The organism is Syntrophomonas wolfei subsp. wolfei str. Goettingen G311 (genome assembly GCF_000014725.1).
In the GTDB taxonomy this organism is placed as follows: domain Bacteria; phylum Bacillota; class Syntrophomonadia; order Syntrophomonadales; family Syntrophomonadaceae; genus Syntrophomonas; species Syntrophomonas wolfei.
Genome location: NC_008346.1, coordinates 2352703 through 2368814, shown reverse-complemented (window position 1 = coordinate 2368814; position 16112 = coordinate 2352703). Strand labels below are relative to the sequence as shown.

Below are 16112 nucleotides of genomic sequence, written 5' to 3'. Positions count from 1 at the left end.
TGGTTGCTTGGATTATCTCCTGTAGCCGTAATAGAATTTTCTACCACAGCAGGATTATTTTTATTTGATGAAGAAATCTCTTAATCAAGGAAATAGTGTTGCACCAAATATTTGGGGATAGGAGCAAATACGATGGACATTAAAAAAACTCAGGAAGACCGCAAACTGACTATAGCCTTGGCGGGACGGCTGGACAGCAATAGCGCTCCCCAGTTGGAAGCAGAGCTGAAAGAGAGCGTAGTCGATATAAATGATCTGGTTTTGGACTTTGCCGAACTGGTTTACCTTTCCAGTGCGGGGCTGCGCGTCATTCTGGCGGCTCAGAAGCAGATGAACAAGCAAGGCCGGATGGTGATTGTCAAGGTGAATGAGACCATCATGGAAATATTCGAAATCACCGGCTTTGTGGAGATTATTACCATAGAAAAATAAGCCGTAACACCAACACTTTAAGTTTGGAAAGAGAAAATATGCATGATAATGACTACTTGGTCAATCATAGCTTCCAACGCTACCTGATTCCGTCCATATTGGCAATTCTGGGCGGGAATATCAGTTTTATGGTTGACCACATTATTGCCGGACAGGTGTTGGGGAGTGATGCACTGGCGGCGATGAGCCTGGTGAATCCCCTGTTTTTTCTGTTAACCACGCTGGGCACTTTGGTTTGTGTGGGCTCTTCCACGCTGGCCTCGGTTTCGATGGGGAGCGAAGACCGCAGTACCGCCAACAAGCTTTTCACCCTTACCATGCTGCTAATTCTGCTGCTGGGCACTGTATTCAGCATCGTAGGATTCATATTTATCGAACCACTGGTAAAGCTCCTCAGCAACGATCCTGAACTTTATGATCTGGTCTATGCCTATTGTCGGGGCTTAATTCCGGGGGCTATATGCATTATGGCGGTATACCTGCCGCTTAACTATTTTCGGATTGAGGGCCGGGCTTTTCTGGGCATGATTATGTTTTTAATCATGGCCGCGCTGGATATCATCCTTGACCTGTGGTTTACGGTGGTCATGGGCATGGGCATGCTGGGACTGGCCTTGGCTACGGTTATAAGCGCGTTGTTGGCCGTGGCTATAATGTCTCCGTTTCTTTTTATCAAGGGGGGAGGATATCGATTCGCGCCCATCGGCCAATCCTTGCGCCTGGTATACGCGATCGCTATTACCGGTAGCCCCCCGGCGCTAAACAACCTGTACACCGTAGTCAGAACCTTTGTATTGAATATGCTCATACTGGCCGTAGGCGGACCGATTGCCGTTGCTAGTTTTGCCTTTGTCAACAGTGTCAACACCCTGGCCCAGGCCATTATCTCCGGGATATCTCAGACCGTATCTCCGCTGGTGGGCGTTTTTTACGGTGAACGCGATGTGCTGAGCATAAAAAAAGTGGTGTTTTTAGCCTTCCGCTACGGCATCATAACCATGGCGATATTCAGTATTTCAATATCCCTGTTGGCCAAACCGATCTGTTTGGCGTTTAATCTTAGTTCGCCCGAGCAGCTGCACATAGCAGTACCGGCCCTGATCATATCTTCGATCAGTTTGCTGGGAGCAGTGGTAAACAATATTTTCGTATATTATTACATGACAATTGGCCGAACCAGTATTGCCAACCGGATCACTTTGTTCCGGGGCTTTTTGTTCATTATTCCGGCCGCCGGTGCCATGGCTCAGGCCATGGGGATACTTGGCATATGGGCCGCCTTTTCCATCAGCGAACTGCTCACCCTGCTGATGACTATCCTTACGATCAGAAAAACCTTGCTCAAGGAACAGGATTTGCGCGGTTTACTGTTGTTAAATTATCGGGATGTTGCGGAAGGAAGGTTTATTGCCTTTTCCGTTGACAGCAATAACGAGTCGGTCTTGGAGAGTTCAGATAAAATCAGCGAGTTCTGTACATCCTGCAAGCTTAATTCCAAACAATCCATGGTCATAAGCTTGGCGATTGAAGAAATACTCCTGTTGATGGTACAGCACATCTTTGCCGGCAACAAAAATAAATCAATTGATGTACGGATATTTGTCCGGGACGATGTCACCACCATGCGCTTCCGCTGTGCGGGCCGGAAATTCAATCCCCTGGATTATTACCAGCAGGCCATGGAGAATGCCGATACTTCCGAAGCCCTGGCCCTGGGTGAAAGCATGGGGCTCCAGATGATTACCAAAATGACCAAACAGGTGGATTATACTACCAGCCTCGGTTTGAACAACATTATTATCAGAATCTGATAAATAGTAAAGGTGGCGGGATGAATGAGCATTGGTAAAAAGATATTGTTTTCCCTGTTGGGTTTATCATTATTGGTAACTCTGCTGTTGTGTGCCATCTCCATATATGGATTCAACGATATTAAAGCCACCTTTCAGCAAGAGAATAAAAGCGCTATTGATGATCTCTATGAGAAAAATGTTGCTGAAATTACTAAGAGCAGTTCCAAATTGGCGATCTCGCTGGCCAATTACTATGCCCAGACCATCAATATTGATTTCGAACGCATCATGGGTGAGCTTAATACCATGAAAGGGGATATTGAAACCCTGTATAATAGTGGGGGAACCACCCATGCCATCCCTATCAGCCGTTATGAAGAATACATCATCTCCCAGGCCGCCCACCCCAGCCGGCAGGAAGTTAACCGTACCCTTAATGTTCTTAGCGCGGCTACCCCCATGTTCGACAATATCCTGAAGATTGAGCCGAAGATATCCCTGGCTTATTTGGTGCTGGAAAACGGCATGGTTATTTCCAGTACCAAAACCTTTTATCCGGCTGTGGAGAAGGCGGATATGCGTACCCGCGACTGGTATAAGGATGCGGTCAAGGCGGGTACGGTAAACTGGTCCGATCTTTACACCGGCACGGATAATAGAAGTTATGTCACCTGTGCTACCCCTATTCATGACAAAAAGGGCCAATTAGTGGGGGTATTGGCCTTTGATCTGCGGGTCAGCGAGATCTCGGAAAAGACCCTTAATACCAGCGACAATACCTACATCGCGGCCTTCATTATGAACCGGCAGGGCCATGTCCTACTCAGTTCCCTGGATGTAAAGGCCACGGAAAAACAGCCCTATTTTGAAAAATTCATCAAAAACATCGATTTAAAAACGACTATTTCGGATTATTATTCCGATGACAGCTCCATCATCGGCTATGCCCCGATCAAATCCACCGACTGGCTGCTGGTGACGGTGCTGGATTACGAAATGATGATGGCCCCGGTGCAGGCCGTGGCGGAATCAGTGTCCGCTACCGGCGCTAAAATGGAACAGGTAATTAGCGATGAAACCCGCAGGGTTTTCTTTATTTTCCTGATAATCATTCTGGTTTCGCTGCCGCTGGTATTCATGACCGCCACCCGGCTGAGCCGGTCGATTACCCGGCCGGTGGAAATACTGGCCGACGGCGCCCGGGTAATCGGCGAGGGCAACCTGGATTATGAATTTGCCGACCTGGGGACGGATGAAATGGGCATGCTGGCCACCACCTTCAATGGCATGATCGTTCGTCTTAAAGAATACATGGAAGCGGTAGCCCGGTCGGCTGCTGATAAGCAGCGGCTGGAATCAGAGCTGGAGGTAGCCCGCGATATCCAACTGGGTATGCTGCCCCAGCAAATTGACTGCCCCGGTTATGATATTACCGGCATGATGGTGCCCGCCAAGGAAGTGGGTGGTGATTTCTACGATTTCTTCATGCTCAATGATCAAAAACTATGTTCCGTGGTGGCCGATGTCTCCGGCAAAGGCGTGGGGGCAGCATTATTCATGACCGTGGCGAAAATGGTTCTGAAAACTGCGGCCCAGGCCCATAATATTACGGTGGATAAACTGCTCAGCACCGCCAACAACCTGCTCTGCCAGGAGAATCCGGCGGAACTATTCGTGACTGCCTATGTGGGAATTATGGATATTAATAGCGGCGAGATTGCTTATGCCTGCGCCGGGCATAATCCGCCGGTTATCGTCCACCCGGACGGAAGCAGTGAATTCGTACCGGTAAAACCCAAACTGCCTTTGGCAGCTATGGAAGGCATCCAGTACCCGATTATGTACACCCAGCTGCAAACGGGCGAGACCCTGGTTCTTTATACCGATGGAGTAACCGAGGCCACCAACCTGGACGAAGAACTGTATGGCGATGCCCGCTTGCTGGCGGCCCTACCCTCGGTAAAGCGGCTATCCGCGCCGGAAATAATCGAAGGAATCAAGTCGAATGTAGATATATTTGTGGGTGAAGCTCCGCAGTTTGACGACATCACCATTGTCGCCATCCGCAAAATAAGCTGATGAGAAACGGAAAGCCGATGATGAGGAGTAGTGCCAAGGCCTTAATTTACCGCCTGTTTATTGACAAGTTTGCGGGCAAAGGCGAGCCCTGTATAGGGGTGGAAATTGAAATGCCGGTGGTGAATCTGGCCTGCCGGGCGGTGGAGCCTGGGTTTATTGCCGCCATGCTGGATTTGCTGAAGCAGCGCTTCGCTTTCACCCCTACGCGCTTTGACCAGAACGGTTTTCCCATCGAAGCGGTTAACCTGCAGCAGGATGCCTTTTCCTTTGAAACCACCTTTAACACCATTGAATTCGCCATGGCTAAAAAACCGGGTATCGACCAAATCGCCGCCAATTTTTATAGCTATGTGACAGCTTTGCAGGAATTGGCGCATGAGCATCATCACCTCATCTGCGGAATGGGCATCAATCCTTATGCGGCTTATGCCGACAGCAAACCGCTTAATTCCCCGGTTATGCTGGCCAAGACGGAGTTCTTGAAAAACTTTACCAGCCATCATGACGGAGAAATATTCCATGCTTTCTCGGCTGCCTGCCAAACCCATCTCGATGTCGAACTGACCCAGTTGCCGGATTTATTGAATCTGCTGGGCAAGCTGGCCTTTGTCGATGCCATGCTATTCGCCAATTCATTGCCTTTTATCTATGCCGGCAACCGTAATTTCACTGCTCGGCTGCCTGCCTCATTGCAGCGTGAAATGGCCCATCCGACCCTGTGTTTCCGCGACATATTGTGGCGCTTATGTGAAGCACCCAATGTCCGGCCTTATGACCGGGATTATGCTTCCCTTGAGGAGGTTGTAAAGCATTTGCTGGATCTGAAGATCTTCATCACCAGTGACGGTTCCAGTGGATTCAAGGCCATCCCGCCGGTGAGATTTGCCGATTATATTGCTAGAGACCGCTGGTCTGAAGCGGATCTTTCCTGTTTTCGCTCCCTGGAACCGGTAGCCGTCAGCCGCCATGGTACCGTTGAAATCAGGCAAACCTGCACCCAACCCCTGGCGGATAGTTTTGCCCCGGCCGCTTTTTATACGGGTATTGCCGAAAATATTACCGTTGCCAGCGAACTGGTGCATGACTTCTGGCAGGATAACCAGATTAACATCAGCAACTCCCAATTACGCCGACAGGCAGTAAGCCGGGAAATGACCATTCCCGCCGATCGGCTGCAGGAATTTATTAATAATCTGCTGGCAATTGCCGCCGCCGGGCTGAAAAAACGGAAACGGGGGGAAGATAAATACCTGGGGCGATTCCTCAAACCGGATCACGAGCTTAAGAACCCGGCGCAAAGGCAGCTTGATTTGCTGCAGGAGGGCTGGTCTATCCAAGAAATCATGTCGGCCTGTAGTGCACTGGATGAATCGGGAAACAGCATCTGGACCAATGATATGAACAGAGGAAAGGGTGAAGCGGATGGACTACCAGTATAGGAGCAGCCTGGCGGATTTTGATTTCGAGGTTTTGAATAGTGAAATAGAGGCTTACTGCGAGCAAAGCCGTCGGCATTTGCGGGGTGGGCAACCTGTAGTTTATGGTAGTATTACCGGGTAGCATTCAGCAAGGTTTGCAGTTTTTTTATACCCCTGGTACAAAGGCTGGAAACCGTGCTTTCATTAATTCCCGTTATGCGTGATATTTCCCGATTGTTGAAACCGCCATAGTATTTTAGAGCTATAACATTTCTTTGCTGGTCGTTTAATAAAACCAGGGCCCGGTATAACTCCTGCCGCTCTTCGTCTTCGATAAGCCGGCATTGTTGATCAATATCTACGGCCAGAGCGGATTCAGGAAAGCCTTCGTCATTAATACTGATTATGATCTTGCTTTTGTGGTAATAATCCGTCAGTGAGTTGCGGGCAATGGTAAAAATCCAGGTGTTAAAAGATGCTTTGCCGGGTTGAAAGCTATCCAAATGGACAACTACCTTCAGGAAAATATCGCTGACCAATTCCTCCGTTTGTTCTCTATGCAGAAGACGATAAAAAATGTAGTTGTATATTTTGGAGAAATAATCCTCATACATGCGCTCAAATTCGGATTCTCGGCTGAAATCATACAACAAACATCACCACCTCAACCCTTGACAAGATTTTGCTGACAGGAACCTGTGAAATACAGGCATTCTTCGCAGGTGCAGCTGTATGGGCACTGCTGTTGCCGGGCATCCCCTGCCGCCGTCACCAGTATTAGCTTATCATCATCGAGGGGAGCGACTTTTGCCATCCGGGTTTTTCGGTATTCTATTTTCAGTCTTTGCAGCAGTTTTTCCTTGATGGCGGATTCCCGGGAAAACTGATAGCGGGGATCTTCAATCATAAATATGTCCATTCCTTTCTTGAGGCACAAAACATCATGAAAGAATTTCTTTCAGACTTCACCTCTTGGCTCAATTATTCTCATCTGCTTTAGGCATTACGGGTGCCAGTTTCTCAGTTGATTTCTTGCATTGAAAACATTTTCATGCTCATGGGGTTCTTTATATATATACGCAACAGTTTTAAATCTAGCTCAATCCTCTTTGGAGGTTTTATTTGCGATTAACCTTGGGTGACAAAAGGACCGTCCCCTTGCCACCCCCGGCGTTTTATTCGCTCTTGACTTTGAAAAGCATGTTTTTATGGTTTTTATAGCGGTATTGGCTGTCTTCAATACGGCTTTGAATAAGCTTCAGCCCGATGTCGTCGGATTGTACACCTTCCTGCAGCGGATTAACCGGTTCACCGGCTGCTTCGCAGCGAAACTCCAAATGCCGGTTTTTTCAAAATAGGCGAGATTAAGCGAAATATCGGAGAAATCAGTTTGCAGGAGCAGGGTCTAGCAAATGTTAAAATTCCACAAAAAACATATATATCCTTTATTTAAAAAACTTTTTCATTTTTGAGTTAATGACTTCCTGGCCCCCACGTAACATGGTTACTCTTCGCAGTTGTATCGATAATGCTTTTTGACCGGACGTCTGGGCTTGCAAGATATCTTGCAAGTGGATCGGGGGCGGCAAGGATATATATGTTGATATGGCCGTGGTGGATGTGGTGGTACCGGCGGATGCGGTGGTACCGGCGGACATGGGGGTACCGGCGGACGTGGAGGAATTGGCGCTGGAAATCGCTGGTTGAAAAACCGAGTAACTTTCTCCAACTTTCTAAGGAGAAGCCATTCTTTCATAATTACCGTTTCCAGGGTTTCATTTACGACCACATTGAAGTCTATTAGAACATCTGGCGGGGTACACGATGATATATGACCAATGAAATGCTGAATTTTCTCCGCTTCCGCATTTAGCAAATGAGACAAAGCGATTTCTTCCAGGGCGATAGAATCCAGGAGATCGATAATTGTATTATATAAATCAGGACGGTGTTGCTGAGGCGGGATTTCAGGCATAGTCATATTATTCAGCACCTTTCGGAATCTACTTTATTAATAAAATATTCAATTGTGTCGCTATTGTTAACAAAAAACCAGCTAATATTAAAATAGAAATCTAACCCCTGGAATGAGTTGTTCTTTCCGCAGATTAGAAAAATTGGCCTAAAATAAGGCTTGAGATGGAGTCAAAACTCCACCTCAAGCAAGTCTCGTTTATTTTTTGGGGTTAGGTCACCATTCATGCTTCGTTGTTTAACCATCCCTTTAAAAATCTTAGTGTTATTTATGTTGGCTCAGTATAGTATGCAACATCGGAGTCTTCAACCTGTTGATCTAAATAATATCCAATAACTGTTGCTGTATTGCTTTGATCTCCTCCCAAGTATTCGCCGGAACGATACTCTTCGAAGAATGCTCCGGGTGGCAATATTCCTCCTGTTGAAATCAGACCCAATACTGAATCGGTTACAGTTACACCGGTTAGGATTACATTGCCCGTGTTAGTTATGACAAATCTAAACATGGGAACTTGTTCTGGATCTATAGTTGGTCCCGGGGGGCTATCTGCATCATACCAGGTTACCCCACCGTCGCCGGAAACATATTTCTTTATTGTTATTGATGGTAGTGGGTTTTCTACTATTAAATCTTCCAGTTTAAATTGCAGCAGCATTTGATTTTTAATGACTGTCCTTAGAGTCTGGTTGACGCTTTTATTAATCTCTATTAAATCATCCTGGGTTGGAGGTTCGGTAGGAACTTGCTCCGATAGAGTTCCTAAAATATACTGGATTTTTTCGGCTTCAGCATTAATGATGTGAGCCAGTCCCAGCTCTTCGAAGGCGATTGATGCTAAAAGCAGATTAATAACATCGCTCCTATTAATACTAATAGTTGGAGTAATATCGGGTATAGTTGGAAATGACATGATTCTACACTCCTTTTATAAATATTTAATCATTGGGATTTACGGAAAAGCCAATACACCTCCTTTACATACTCAATTTATTATATGGTCGGAGTGTTATTTTGCTACATTATCTCCATTAATGTCTTATTTTTCTAACTGTTGCTTTTTAACGGGTGATATATATCCCCCCAATTCTTTTAAGCGGCCGGGTTCCTATTAATAAACAGCTAAATAGCCTACCGGGGTATGGTACCAATAAAATATACTTATTAACTTGTTATAAATGAGGGGCAATCGGCGATAAAGATTTTATACATAGGAGAATGAATTATGGTGTTTTGAGGAGAAATATACCGTATATCAGTATTCTTGGGGCGAGAAGAATATTTCTCTATTTGCATAATATTCGGGCTTTGCCTATCATGTGAATAGGGCCACGTAATGGCCGAAAATTATTCAAAGGGGGGTATGTTGGTGAAGGCACTGGAAATTAAGGAGAATGTATTTTATGTAGGAGTTCAGGATTATGATTTAAGAGTATTTGACATTGTTATGCGAACCGAGTATGGTACCAGCTACAATGCCTATCTGGTAAAGGGCAGGGAAAAGACCGTTTTAGTTGAAACCGTCAAGGACAAGTTTTTTGACGAGTACATCAAGGATCTTCAAGAAATAGTAAAACTCTCAGAAATTGATTATTTGATTATGAACCATACCGAACCTGACCATTCCGGATCAGTGGAAAAGCTGCTGGAATTGATTCCGGGATTAACTATTCTGGGCAGTCAGACCGCCATCAGATTCCTCAAGGAAATAAGCAACAAGAATTTTTCCTCCCGAGAATTAAATCATGGAGATGAACTGGATTTGGGGGGGAAGACCCTGCGTTTCATAAGTGCACCTTTTTTGCATTGGCCAGACAGTATGTACAGCTACCTGCCGGAGGATAAGATACTTTTCACCTGCGATTCTTTCGGCAGTCACTATGCGGATGAAAAGGTATTCAACGACCTGATTGACTTTGATTTTACGGATGCCTATAAATACTATTTTGATATGATAATGGGTCCTTTTAAGCCATATGTTCTGGAAGCTTTGGAAAAGATCAAAGATCTGGAATTTGATGTTATCTGCCCGGGCCATGGACCGGTACTGCGGCAGAACCTGGATTATTACATTGAGCTCTACCGGCAATGGTCAACACCGGTGGAAGTAGCTGAAGGGGAGAAAAAACCGTCCATAGTCCTGGCTTACGTTACGGCTTATGGCTATACGGAAATGATTGCTGACAGCCTTTTGGAGGGTATCAGCATGATGGGGGATTTTGATATCAAGCGCTATAACCTGGTAGAGGGTGGGCTGGAGGAGGTCTTGCAGAGTATTGATCAGGCTGATGGACTACTGGTGGGTTCTCCTACTATCAACGGGGATGCCCTGCCACCTATCTGGGATCTTATCACCCGGCTTTCTCCTATCACGCATTCGGACAAGGTAGCTCTGGCTTTCGGAGCTTACGGCTGGAGTGGTGAGGCGGTTCCTTCTATTGAAAGCCGTCTTAATGCCTTGCGTATGAAAGTTCTTCCTGGTTTTCGGGTCAATTTTAAGCCCTCGGCTCGTCAGCTGGAGGATGCCTTCACTTTGGGGATGGAATTCGCCCGGGCCGTAATGGAAAAGGGGCAGGATAAAAGTAAAATTCGCTGGCGCTGCCTGGTTTGCGGGCATATCCATGTTGGGGAGGAACCCCCTGCCATTTGCCCGGCCTGTGGTGTAGGACCGGAAAACTTTGTGCAGATGCCGCTGGAAGACGAATTTTTAAACGATACTTCCGAGCATTTTGTAATAATCGGCAGCGGAATTGCTGCTCTCTCTGCCGCCCAGGCCATAAGACAGCGCAACCGCACCGCCGCCATAACTATGTTAACTGAAGAAGAAGCCCTGCCTTATTACCGCCCGGCTCTTTCTGACTTTTTAGGCGAGGACCTGCCGGATAAGCGGCTCTATGTTTTCAATGCCGCCTGGTACCAGGAGAATGCCATCGAAGTAAAAACCGGATTTAAAGTAAACTCCATTGATACTGCGGCCAGAAAAGTAAGCGGGGATAATGGCGAAAATTTGACTTATAACAAGTTGATAGTGGCCAGCGGTGCCCGCAGTAATATTCCTCCTTTCCCGGGTGTGGAAAAAGAGGGCGTTTTTGCCCTACGTAACCTGAAAGATGCGATAAAACTTAAAGAAGCAATTAAGACAAGTAAAAAAGCGGTAGTAATCGGTGGCGGAGTCCTGGGTTTGGAGGCTGTTTGGGAGATGGTATCCGCCGGGCTGGAAGTGTCCGTGGTGGAATTTGGTGAACGGCTTATGCCCCGGCAACTGGATGATTCATCCTCTGCGCGCCTGGCGGATATTATTCGTTCTAAAGGAGTCCAACTATACCTGGGTAAGGCTACGGAAGAGATTCTGGGTGAAGCCAGGGCCAGTGGAGTACGCCTGAATGATGGGCAGGTCCTGGAAGCTGACCTGGTTCTCCTCTCAACGGGGGTAAAGCCCAATGTAGAATTGGCTCAGGAAGCAGGCCTGGAAATCAAGCAGGGAATAGTGGTTGATGAGAAGATGCGCAGCAGTGTTCCTGATGTTTATGCCGCAGGCGATGTTGCCCAACATGGAGAAAGAATGATTGGCCTGTGGCCAATAGCCATGGAGATGGGACGAATCGCCGGGGCAGCGGCGGCCGGGGATTGGCTGGAATACAAGGAACCGCGGATATCCACCATGCTGGTGGCCTTTGATAAAGAAATATTTTCCATAGGGGAGGTTAACCTGCCGCCTGAGCAGTGCCGGGTGGTAGAGGTCAAGGACCCGATTGAGGATTACTATAAGAAGAGCTTTATAAAAGATGGAGTTCTGGTGGGCGAGATTATAATTGCATCGTGGGTAGATAGCAGTGAATCCGTGCAAAAATTGGGACGTGACAAGAGTGGCAAACAGCGCCATAACCGCTGGAAATGTCGGCTTTGCGGCTATATCCACGAGGGACCGGAGCCTCCGGACATTTGCCCGGTATGTGGTGCACCCAAAGATATGTTTGACCCGATTGATTAATAACAAAGTGAAGGCGTGAGAGGCTAAGGTTATCTCCCACAATATCTATAATGTTTGAAAAAAGATTGCAGGCCGATCAAGAAAACCGTCCCTATGATTGACCTGATTGAGAGGAAGCCCCTGGGCTTCCTCTTTTTAGTTTCTTTTTCTTTAACTTACATGGTACAATAATGAAAAATCGATCCGAGAGTGGTGCATTATGAAAGTATATGAAGTAATGAACCCCAGGCTATTGCCCCTGCGACCCAGGCAGACTATCGGTGAGGTTTCACGCTTATTTATTGATTTTTCACTCGATGCATCTCCAGTTCTGAATGAAGACCAGGAATTAGTTGGACTGATTACGAAGAATCGTTTGCTGCAAGTACTGTCACAAGAATCCCCCGAAATAGAAGTACAAGATATAATGCTCACCAACCCAATCACCATAGCATTTGACGATGATGTTCCCGATATTAGAAAACAGAAATTTACCTGCCGGCCGGTTATGCGCAATGGCCAACTGGTGGGAATGCTGTATTTTTCTGATATACTGGTAGCTCTGGCTCTGGAAATAGAGAAGGGGAAAGAGGAAATAGAAGCGGCCATCGATGCCGTGTACAACCCGGTTATAGAAATTGACAATGATTTCCGCATCAAGATTTTCAACCGCCAGGCCAGCCGCTTGCTGGGCATTGATATAGAGGAGGCACGCGGGGCCAATGTTCATGATCTGCTCGGCGGTACAGAGGTACTGGATTCCCTTATACATGGAAACCACAAGCCTTTACCGGTTAACAAGCTGGTCATCGGGGATAGAAGTTTTCTTCCCTACCGCAATGATGTAGTGCAGGATGGAAATGTTATCGGTTCGGTACTGGTATTACGGGAAATATCAGAATTTGAAGAACTGGTAAGGCAATCACAGTATACCCAGAAGCTCAACCGGGAGCTGGATGCCATATTTGAGTCCTCTTTTGATGGCCTGTATGTTACGGATGGCCAGGCGATTACTTTACGTTTGAATAAGGGCTTCGAAAGAATTACCGGGGTTACCGCTGCCGAATGTGTGGGACGGCACATGGCCGATCTGGTTAAAGAGGGTAAATTCTCCCGTTCGGGAACTCTGCTGGCTTTGGAAAAAAAGGAGCGAGTTACTATTTCTTTGGTTGCAGCGACCGGGAATGAGGTGCTGGTAACCAGTAACCCGATATTTGATGAAGAGGGTAATATTATTCTGGTGGTAACCAATGTTCGTGACATAACGGAATTAAATGAACTGCAAAGGAAGCTGGAGCAGGTGGAAGGATTGACCCAGCTTTATCGCAGCCAACTGGAGCAGATCAAATTGCAGACCTCCCGCCAACTGGTTTTTAATTCCACTAAAATGAAGGAATTATTGGATCTGGTCCTACGGGTTACCGGAGTTGATTCCACCATTTTGATTCAGGGTGAATCCGGGGTAGGTAAGGAGTTAATTGCAGAAATTATTCATTCCAGCAGTAATCGCAAGGATGGCCCTCTAATCAAGGTAAACTGTGGTGCAATTCCAGAGAATCTCCTGGAATCAGAACTTTTTGGTTACGAGGCGGGGGCTTTTACTGGAGCCAGCAAGAGCGGGAAGATAGGTCTCTTTGAACTGGCCCAGGGAGGAATTCTATTCCTGGATGAGATTGGTGAATTGCCGCTTAACCTGCAGGTTAAACTCCTACGCTTTTTACAGGATAAAGAGATACTTCGGGTAGGTGGAGAACAGCCCATAATTGTGGATGTGAGAATTTTGGCCGGTACCAATCGTAATTTGGTGGAGATGATTGCCAATCACCAGTTCAGGTTGGATCTATATTACCGATTGAATGTGATTCCCATTTTTGTACCCCCGTTACGCGAAAGGCCGGAAGATGTTCCGGTTCTGGCCAACTATTTTTTGAATGTTTTTAATAACAAGTACCAGATGAATAAGCGCTTGCATAAATCGGTTATCGATGTATTAATGGAATACCATTGGCCAGGAAACGTAAGGGAATTGGAAAACCTCATGGAAAGAATGGTTGTCACCAGTATTAATAACATAATAAGCATGCAGGATCTGCCGGCTAGTTTTAAGGTTCCACGATTAAAACTGGACAGTGAGCAGGATCTCTTACCATTACGGCAGGCGGTTGAGAATACGGAGCGTGAGCTTTTAGAGGCGGCTTTTGCCCGTTTTCGCTCCAGCTACCAGGTGGCCACTGCCCTGCAGGTCAACCAGTCCACCGTAATCCGCAAGGCGGCAAAATATGGAATAAAGCGCCAGGACGGGCGCAGTTAGTCCCCTATTTTTATCGGTGGTTTTGGCCTTCGGGCCACGGGGGTTAGTAAGAAAAGTGAGGGGTAAGGACTAGGGGTTACGGTGTCAAAAGGACCGTCCCCTTGACACGCTGGAGTGAGATATTCCTTATACTCCACTCAAAAAAGATTTGGCGGCAGGTTCTGCCAAACCTGCCGCCGCAAATAAATTCACTTAATTAATACGGGACTCAATTGAGTTCCGTATTAATTTTCATTATGGTCGTGATAGCTTTCTAAGCTCAAAGAGATTGAGATTAGACCCAGATTACATGATTGCCTCTTCGGGGCAGTCAATGGCGCTGGTGTCGGCAGCCTTCATAGCTTCCTCCGTGCCAAAGATTTCAGGAACAACATTCATGACATAAAACTTGACGCTGGCGAGTTTGCCTTTGTAGAAATTCGCATCGAAGTGGCTGTCGCCTAGTTCCGCCAGCTTCCCGGCCGCCAGAAGGCCCTGGTCGAGCATCAGCTTGCCGCAGATGACCCTCGCAGCTGCATGCATGATCCGGGTGGCAAACAGCTGTTTCAGTTGCTTGTTAGTGGTGGTCCAGGCAGCATTCATATCGATAATGGAATTAAAAGCGGCAAAAGCTTTTTCCATCATGGCAAATTCAGCCGCGAATTCCGGAGTCTTCTTATTAGCGATGAAGTCACCGATTTCTGCCAGCCATTTCTTAAAGGGTTCGCCTTTCTTCATGGTAAATTTACGGCCGGTGAAGTCTTGTGACTGGATGAAGTTGGTGCCTTCCCATAGGGTATAGATTTTGCAGTCACGGGCGAGGGAAGCCGGAGCATACTCTTCCATGAAACCGTAGCCACCATGCACCTGTATCGCTTCCGCACACATTACCCATGCCATGTCGGATACATAGGCTTTGCATAGCGGATTTTGAATCATGAACATATCCTCTGCGTATTCCCTTTCTTCTTCAGTGGCAGCTTCTTTGGACATATCGATATAGTAGTAGGAAGAGTAGAGCAAGGCCCGGCAAGCTTCCATTACGGACTTTTGCAGCAACAGCATGCGGCGGACGTCTTCGTGCTCAATGATCCGGACACTGGGGCCCTTCGGATCGGTGGACTTTTTGCTCTGTACGCGCGCCTTGGAATATTCCAGGGCTGCATAGTAAGCTGCACCAAAAGCACCCAGGGAGAATATACCGGTGTTAATACGTTCTTCATTCATCATCTGGAACATCTGCGCCATCCCTTGGCCGCGTCCGTCTACCGGACCATCACCGATCATCCAGCCATAGCAGTTGTCATTTTCGCCAAAGGCCAGGGAGCAGGTAGCGGAACCATGGATGCCCAGCTTGTGCTCAATGCCGGTAGTGGTTACATCATTCCATGCACCCATGGAACCATCCTCATTGACCCAGAACTTGGGAACAACCAGGCAGGAGATGCCGGCAGTGCCCGGCTTGGCATCGGGGTCCTTGGCCAGCACGAGATGGATAATATTATCCACTCCGTCCCAATCGCCGGTGGTGATGAAGCACTTCTGGCCTTTTACCTTCCACAGGCCCGGGGTATCGGTGGGGAAGCACTTGGTAGATACTGCGCCGACTTCGGAGCCTGCGCCCGGTTCGGTCAGGCACATGGAGCCGCCCCATTCACCCGAGTACATCTTGGGCAGGAAGCGTTCCTGCAGCTCTTTGGAGAGATTGTATTGCAGTACGGTGGTAGCACCCTGGGTCAGACACCAAAGCATTACCATCGCCGGGGATGCACCGGTCTGCATTTCCAGAATCGGAGCGTACCAATAAAGGGGCATGCGGCCCTCTACCTGGCGGTCGCCGAACTGGGGACCCATACCGGCTTCGATAACCGTATTATAGACCGTCTTGAATACATCCGGGCTAATGACCGCTTTTTCGTTGCCGCCGACATGTTTCATCCCGATTTCATCGGATTCTTTGTTGGCCGGGCAGATAACATCACGGCAGATTTTGAAGTTAACATCACAGATGGCATCAAAGTCATCGGCTCCATAGTAGTCTTTGTAAGCATCCAAAGACAATATTTTGTTAATGTCCAACCATTCTTTTATCTGGAATTTGATGTCACGGGTTTGATATAGGTAATTGTTATGTGGCAAAACAGTCTCCTCCTTA

Annotated in this window: 12 protein-coding genes and 1 pseudogene; 7 read left to right on the top strand and 6 right to left on the bottom strand. The window is 47.2% G+C overall.

The annotated features are described in order from the left end of the window. The first annotated feature begins 132 nt into the window (after positions 1–132). From SWOL_RS10670 to SWOL_RS14440, 5 genes are read left to right on the top strand one after another with little or no spacing between them, the layout of a single operon-like run. Positions 133–432, top strand: a complete 300-nt coding sequence (locus SWOL_RS10670) for an STAS domain-containing protein (RefSeq protein WP_011641448.1) — start codon at positions 133–135, stop codon at positions 430–432. A gap of 23 nt (positions 433–455) precedes the next feature. After that, entirely contained in the window at positions 456–2243 is a 1788-nt protein-coding gene (locus SWOL_RS10665; RefSeq protein ID WP_155814220.1) for an MATE family efflux transporter, read from the top strand. Positions 2244–2267: 24 nt separating this feature from the next. After that, positions 2268–4304 (top strand): SpoIIE family protein phosphatase, encoded by a 2037-nt coding sequence (locus tag SWOL_RS13730; RefSeq protein ID WP_011641446.1) that lies wholly within the window; start codon positions 2268–2270, stop codon positions 4302–4304. Beyond that, on the top strand, positions 4304–5743 hold the full coding sequence (locus SWOL_RS10655; RefSeq protein WP_011641445.1) for a gamma-glutamylcysteine synthetase-like protein: 1440 nt from the start codon (positions 4304–4306) through the stop codon (positions 5741–5743). Before SWOL_RS13730 ends, SWOL_RS10655 begins: the two co-directional genes overlap by 1 nt. Next, positions 5727–5864 carry a hypothetical protein gene (locus tag SWOL_RS14440; protein WP_155814218.1) on the top strand — a complete coding sequence of 46 codons (138 nt, stop codon included), beginning with the start codon at positions 5727–5729 and terminating at the stop codon, positions 5862–5864. The genes SWOL_RS10655 and SWOL_RS14440 overlap by 17 nt, the downstream gene beginning before the upstream one ends. Here SWOL_RS14440 and SWOL_RS10650 read toward each other — a convergent pair. The 5 genes and pseudogenes from SWOL_RS10650 to SWOL_RS14760 form a co-directional block, all read right to left on the bottom strand. Further along, a complete protein-coding gene (locus tag SWOL_RS10650) occupies positions 5854–6372 on the bottom strand; it encodes an RNA polymerase sigma factor (RefSeq protein ID WP_155814217.1) in 519 nt (172 codons plus the stop codon). The two genes, SWOL_RS14440 and SWOL_RS10650, sit on opposite strands and share 11 nt — an antisense overlap. Before the next feature lie 14 nt (positions 6373–6386). Further along, entirely contained in the window at positions 6387–6641 is a 255-nt protein-coding gene (locus tag SWOL_RS10645; protein WP_155814216.1) for a hypothetical protein, read from the bottom strand. Positions 6642–6897: 256 nt separating this feature from the next. After that, positions 6898–7059 carry a hypothetical protein gene (locus SWOL_RS14435; RefSeq protein WP_155814215.1) on the bottom strand — a complete coding sequence of 54 codons (162 nt, stop codon included), beginning with the start codon at positions 7057–7059 and terminating at the stop codon, positions 6898–6900. Positions 7060–7445: 386 nt separating this feature from the next. After that, positions 7446–7697: pseudogene (locus SWOL_RS15360) on the bottom strand (alpha-helical endospore appendage domain-containing protein); the annotation flags it as partial. Between the two features lie 268 nt (positions 7698–7965). Further along, positions 7966–8610 (bottom strand): alpha-helical endospore appendage domain-containing protein, encoded by a 645-nt coding sequence (locus SWOL_RS14760; protein WP_011641441.1) that lies wholly within the window; start codon positions 8608–8610, stop codon positions 7966–7968. A 456-nt stretch (positions 8611–9066) separates the two neighbouring features. Between SWOL_RS14760 and SWOL_RS10630 the strand changes: the two genes are divergently transcribed. Both SWOL_RS10630 and SWOL_RS10625 read left to right on the top strand, forming a co-directional pair. Continuing rightward, complete coding sequence (locus SWOL_RS10630) at positions 9067–11688, top strand: FAD-dependent oxidoreductase (protein ID WP_049750134.1); 2622 nt, start codon at positions 9067–9069, stop codon at positions 11686–11688. A 199-nt stretch (positions 11689–11887) separates the two neighbouring features. Continuing rightward, the gene (locus tag SWOL_RS10625; RefSeq protein WP_011641439.1) at positions 11888–13978 is read left to right on the top strand and encodes a sigma 54-interacting transcriptional regulator; all 2091 of its coding nucleotides are present in this window, start codon (positions 11888–11890) and stop codon (positions 13976–13978) included. Between the two features lie 285 nt (positions 13979–14263). Here the strand turns inward: SWOL_RS10625 and SWOL_RS10620 are convergent, their stop codons facing one another. Further along, positions 14264–16096, bottom strand: coding sequence for an acyl-CoA dehydrogenase family protein (locus SWOL_RS10620; protein WP_011641438.1), 1833 nt, complete (start codon positions 16094–16096; stop codon positions 14264–14266). Between the last annotated feature and the right edge of the window lie 16 nt (positions 16097–16112).

Coding starts and splice junctions, on each gene's coding strand:
- SWOL_RS10670 (WP_011641448.1), top strand. CDS start 133: ATGGACATTAAAAAAACTCAGGAAGACCGCAAACTGACTATAGCCTTG.
- SWOL_RS13730 (WP_011641446.1), top strand. CDS start 2,268: ATGAGCATTGGTAAAAAGATATTGTTTTCCCTGTTGGGTTTATCATTA.
- SWOL_RS10655 (WP_011641445.1), top strand. CDS start 4,304: ATGAGAAACGGAAAGCCGATGATGAGGAGTAGTGCCAAGGCCTTAATT.
- SWOL_RS14440 (WP_155814218.1), top strand. CDS start 5,727: ATGGACTACCAGTATAGGAGCAGCCTGGCGGATTTTGATTTCGAGGTT.
- SWOL_RS10645 (WP_155814216.1), bottom strand. CDS start 6,641: ATGGACATATTTATGATTGAAGATCCCCGCTATCAGTTTTCCCGGGAA.
- SWOL_RS14760 (WP_011641441.1), bottom strand. CDS start 8,610: ATGTCATTTCCAACTATACCCGATATTACTCCAACTATTAGTATTAAT.
- SWOL_RS10625 (WP_011641439.1), top strand. CDS start 11,888: ATGAAAGTATATGAAGTAATGAACCCCAGGCTATTGCCCCTGCGACCC.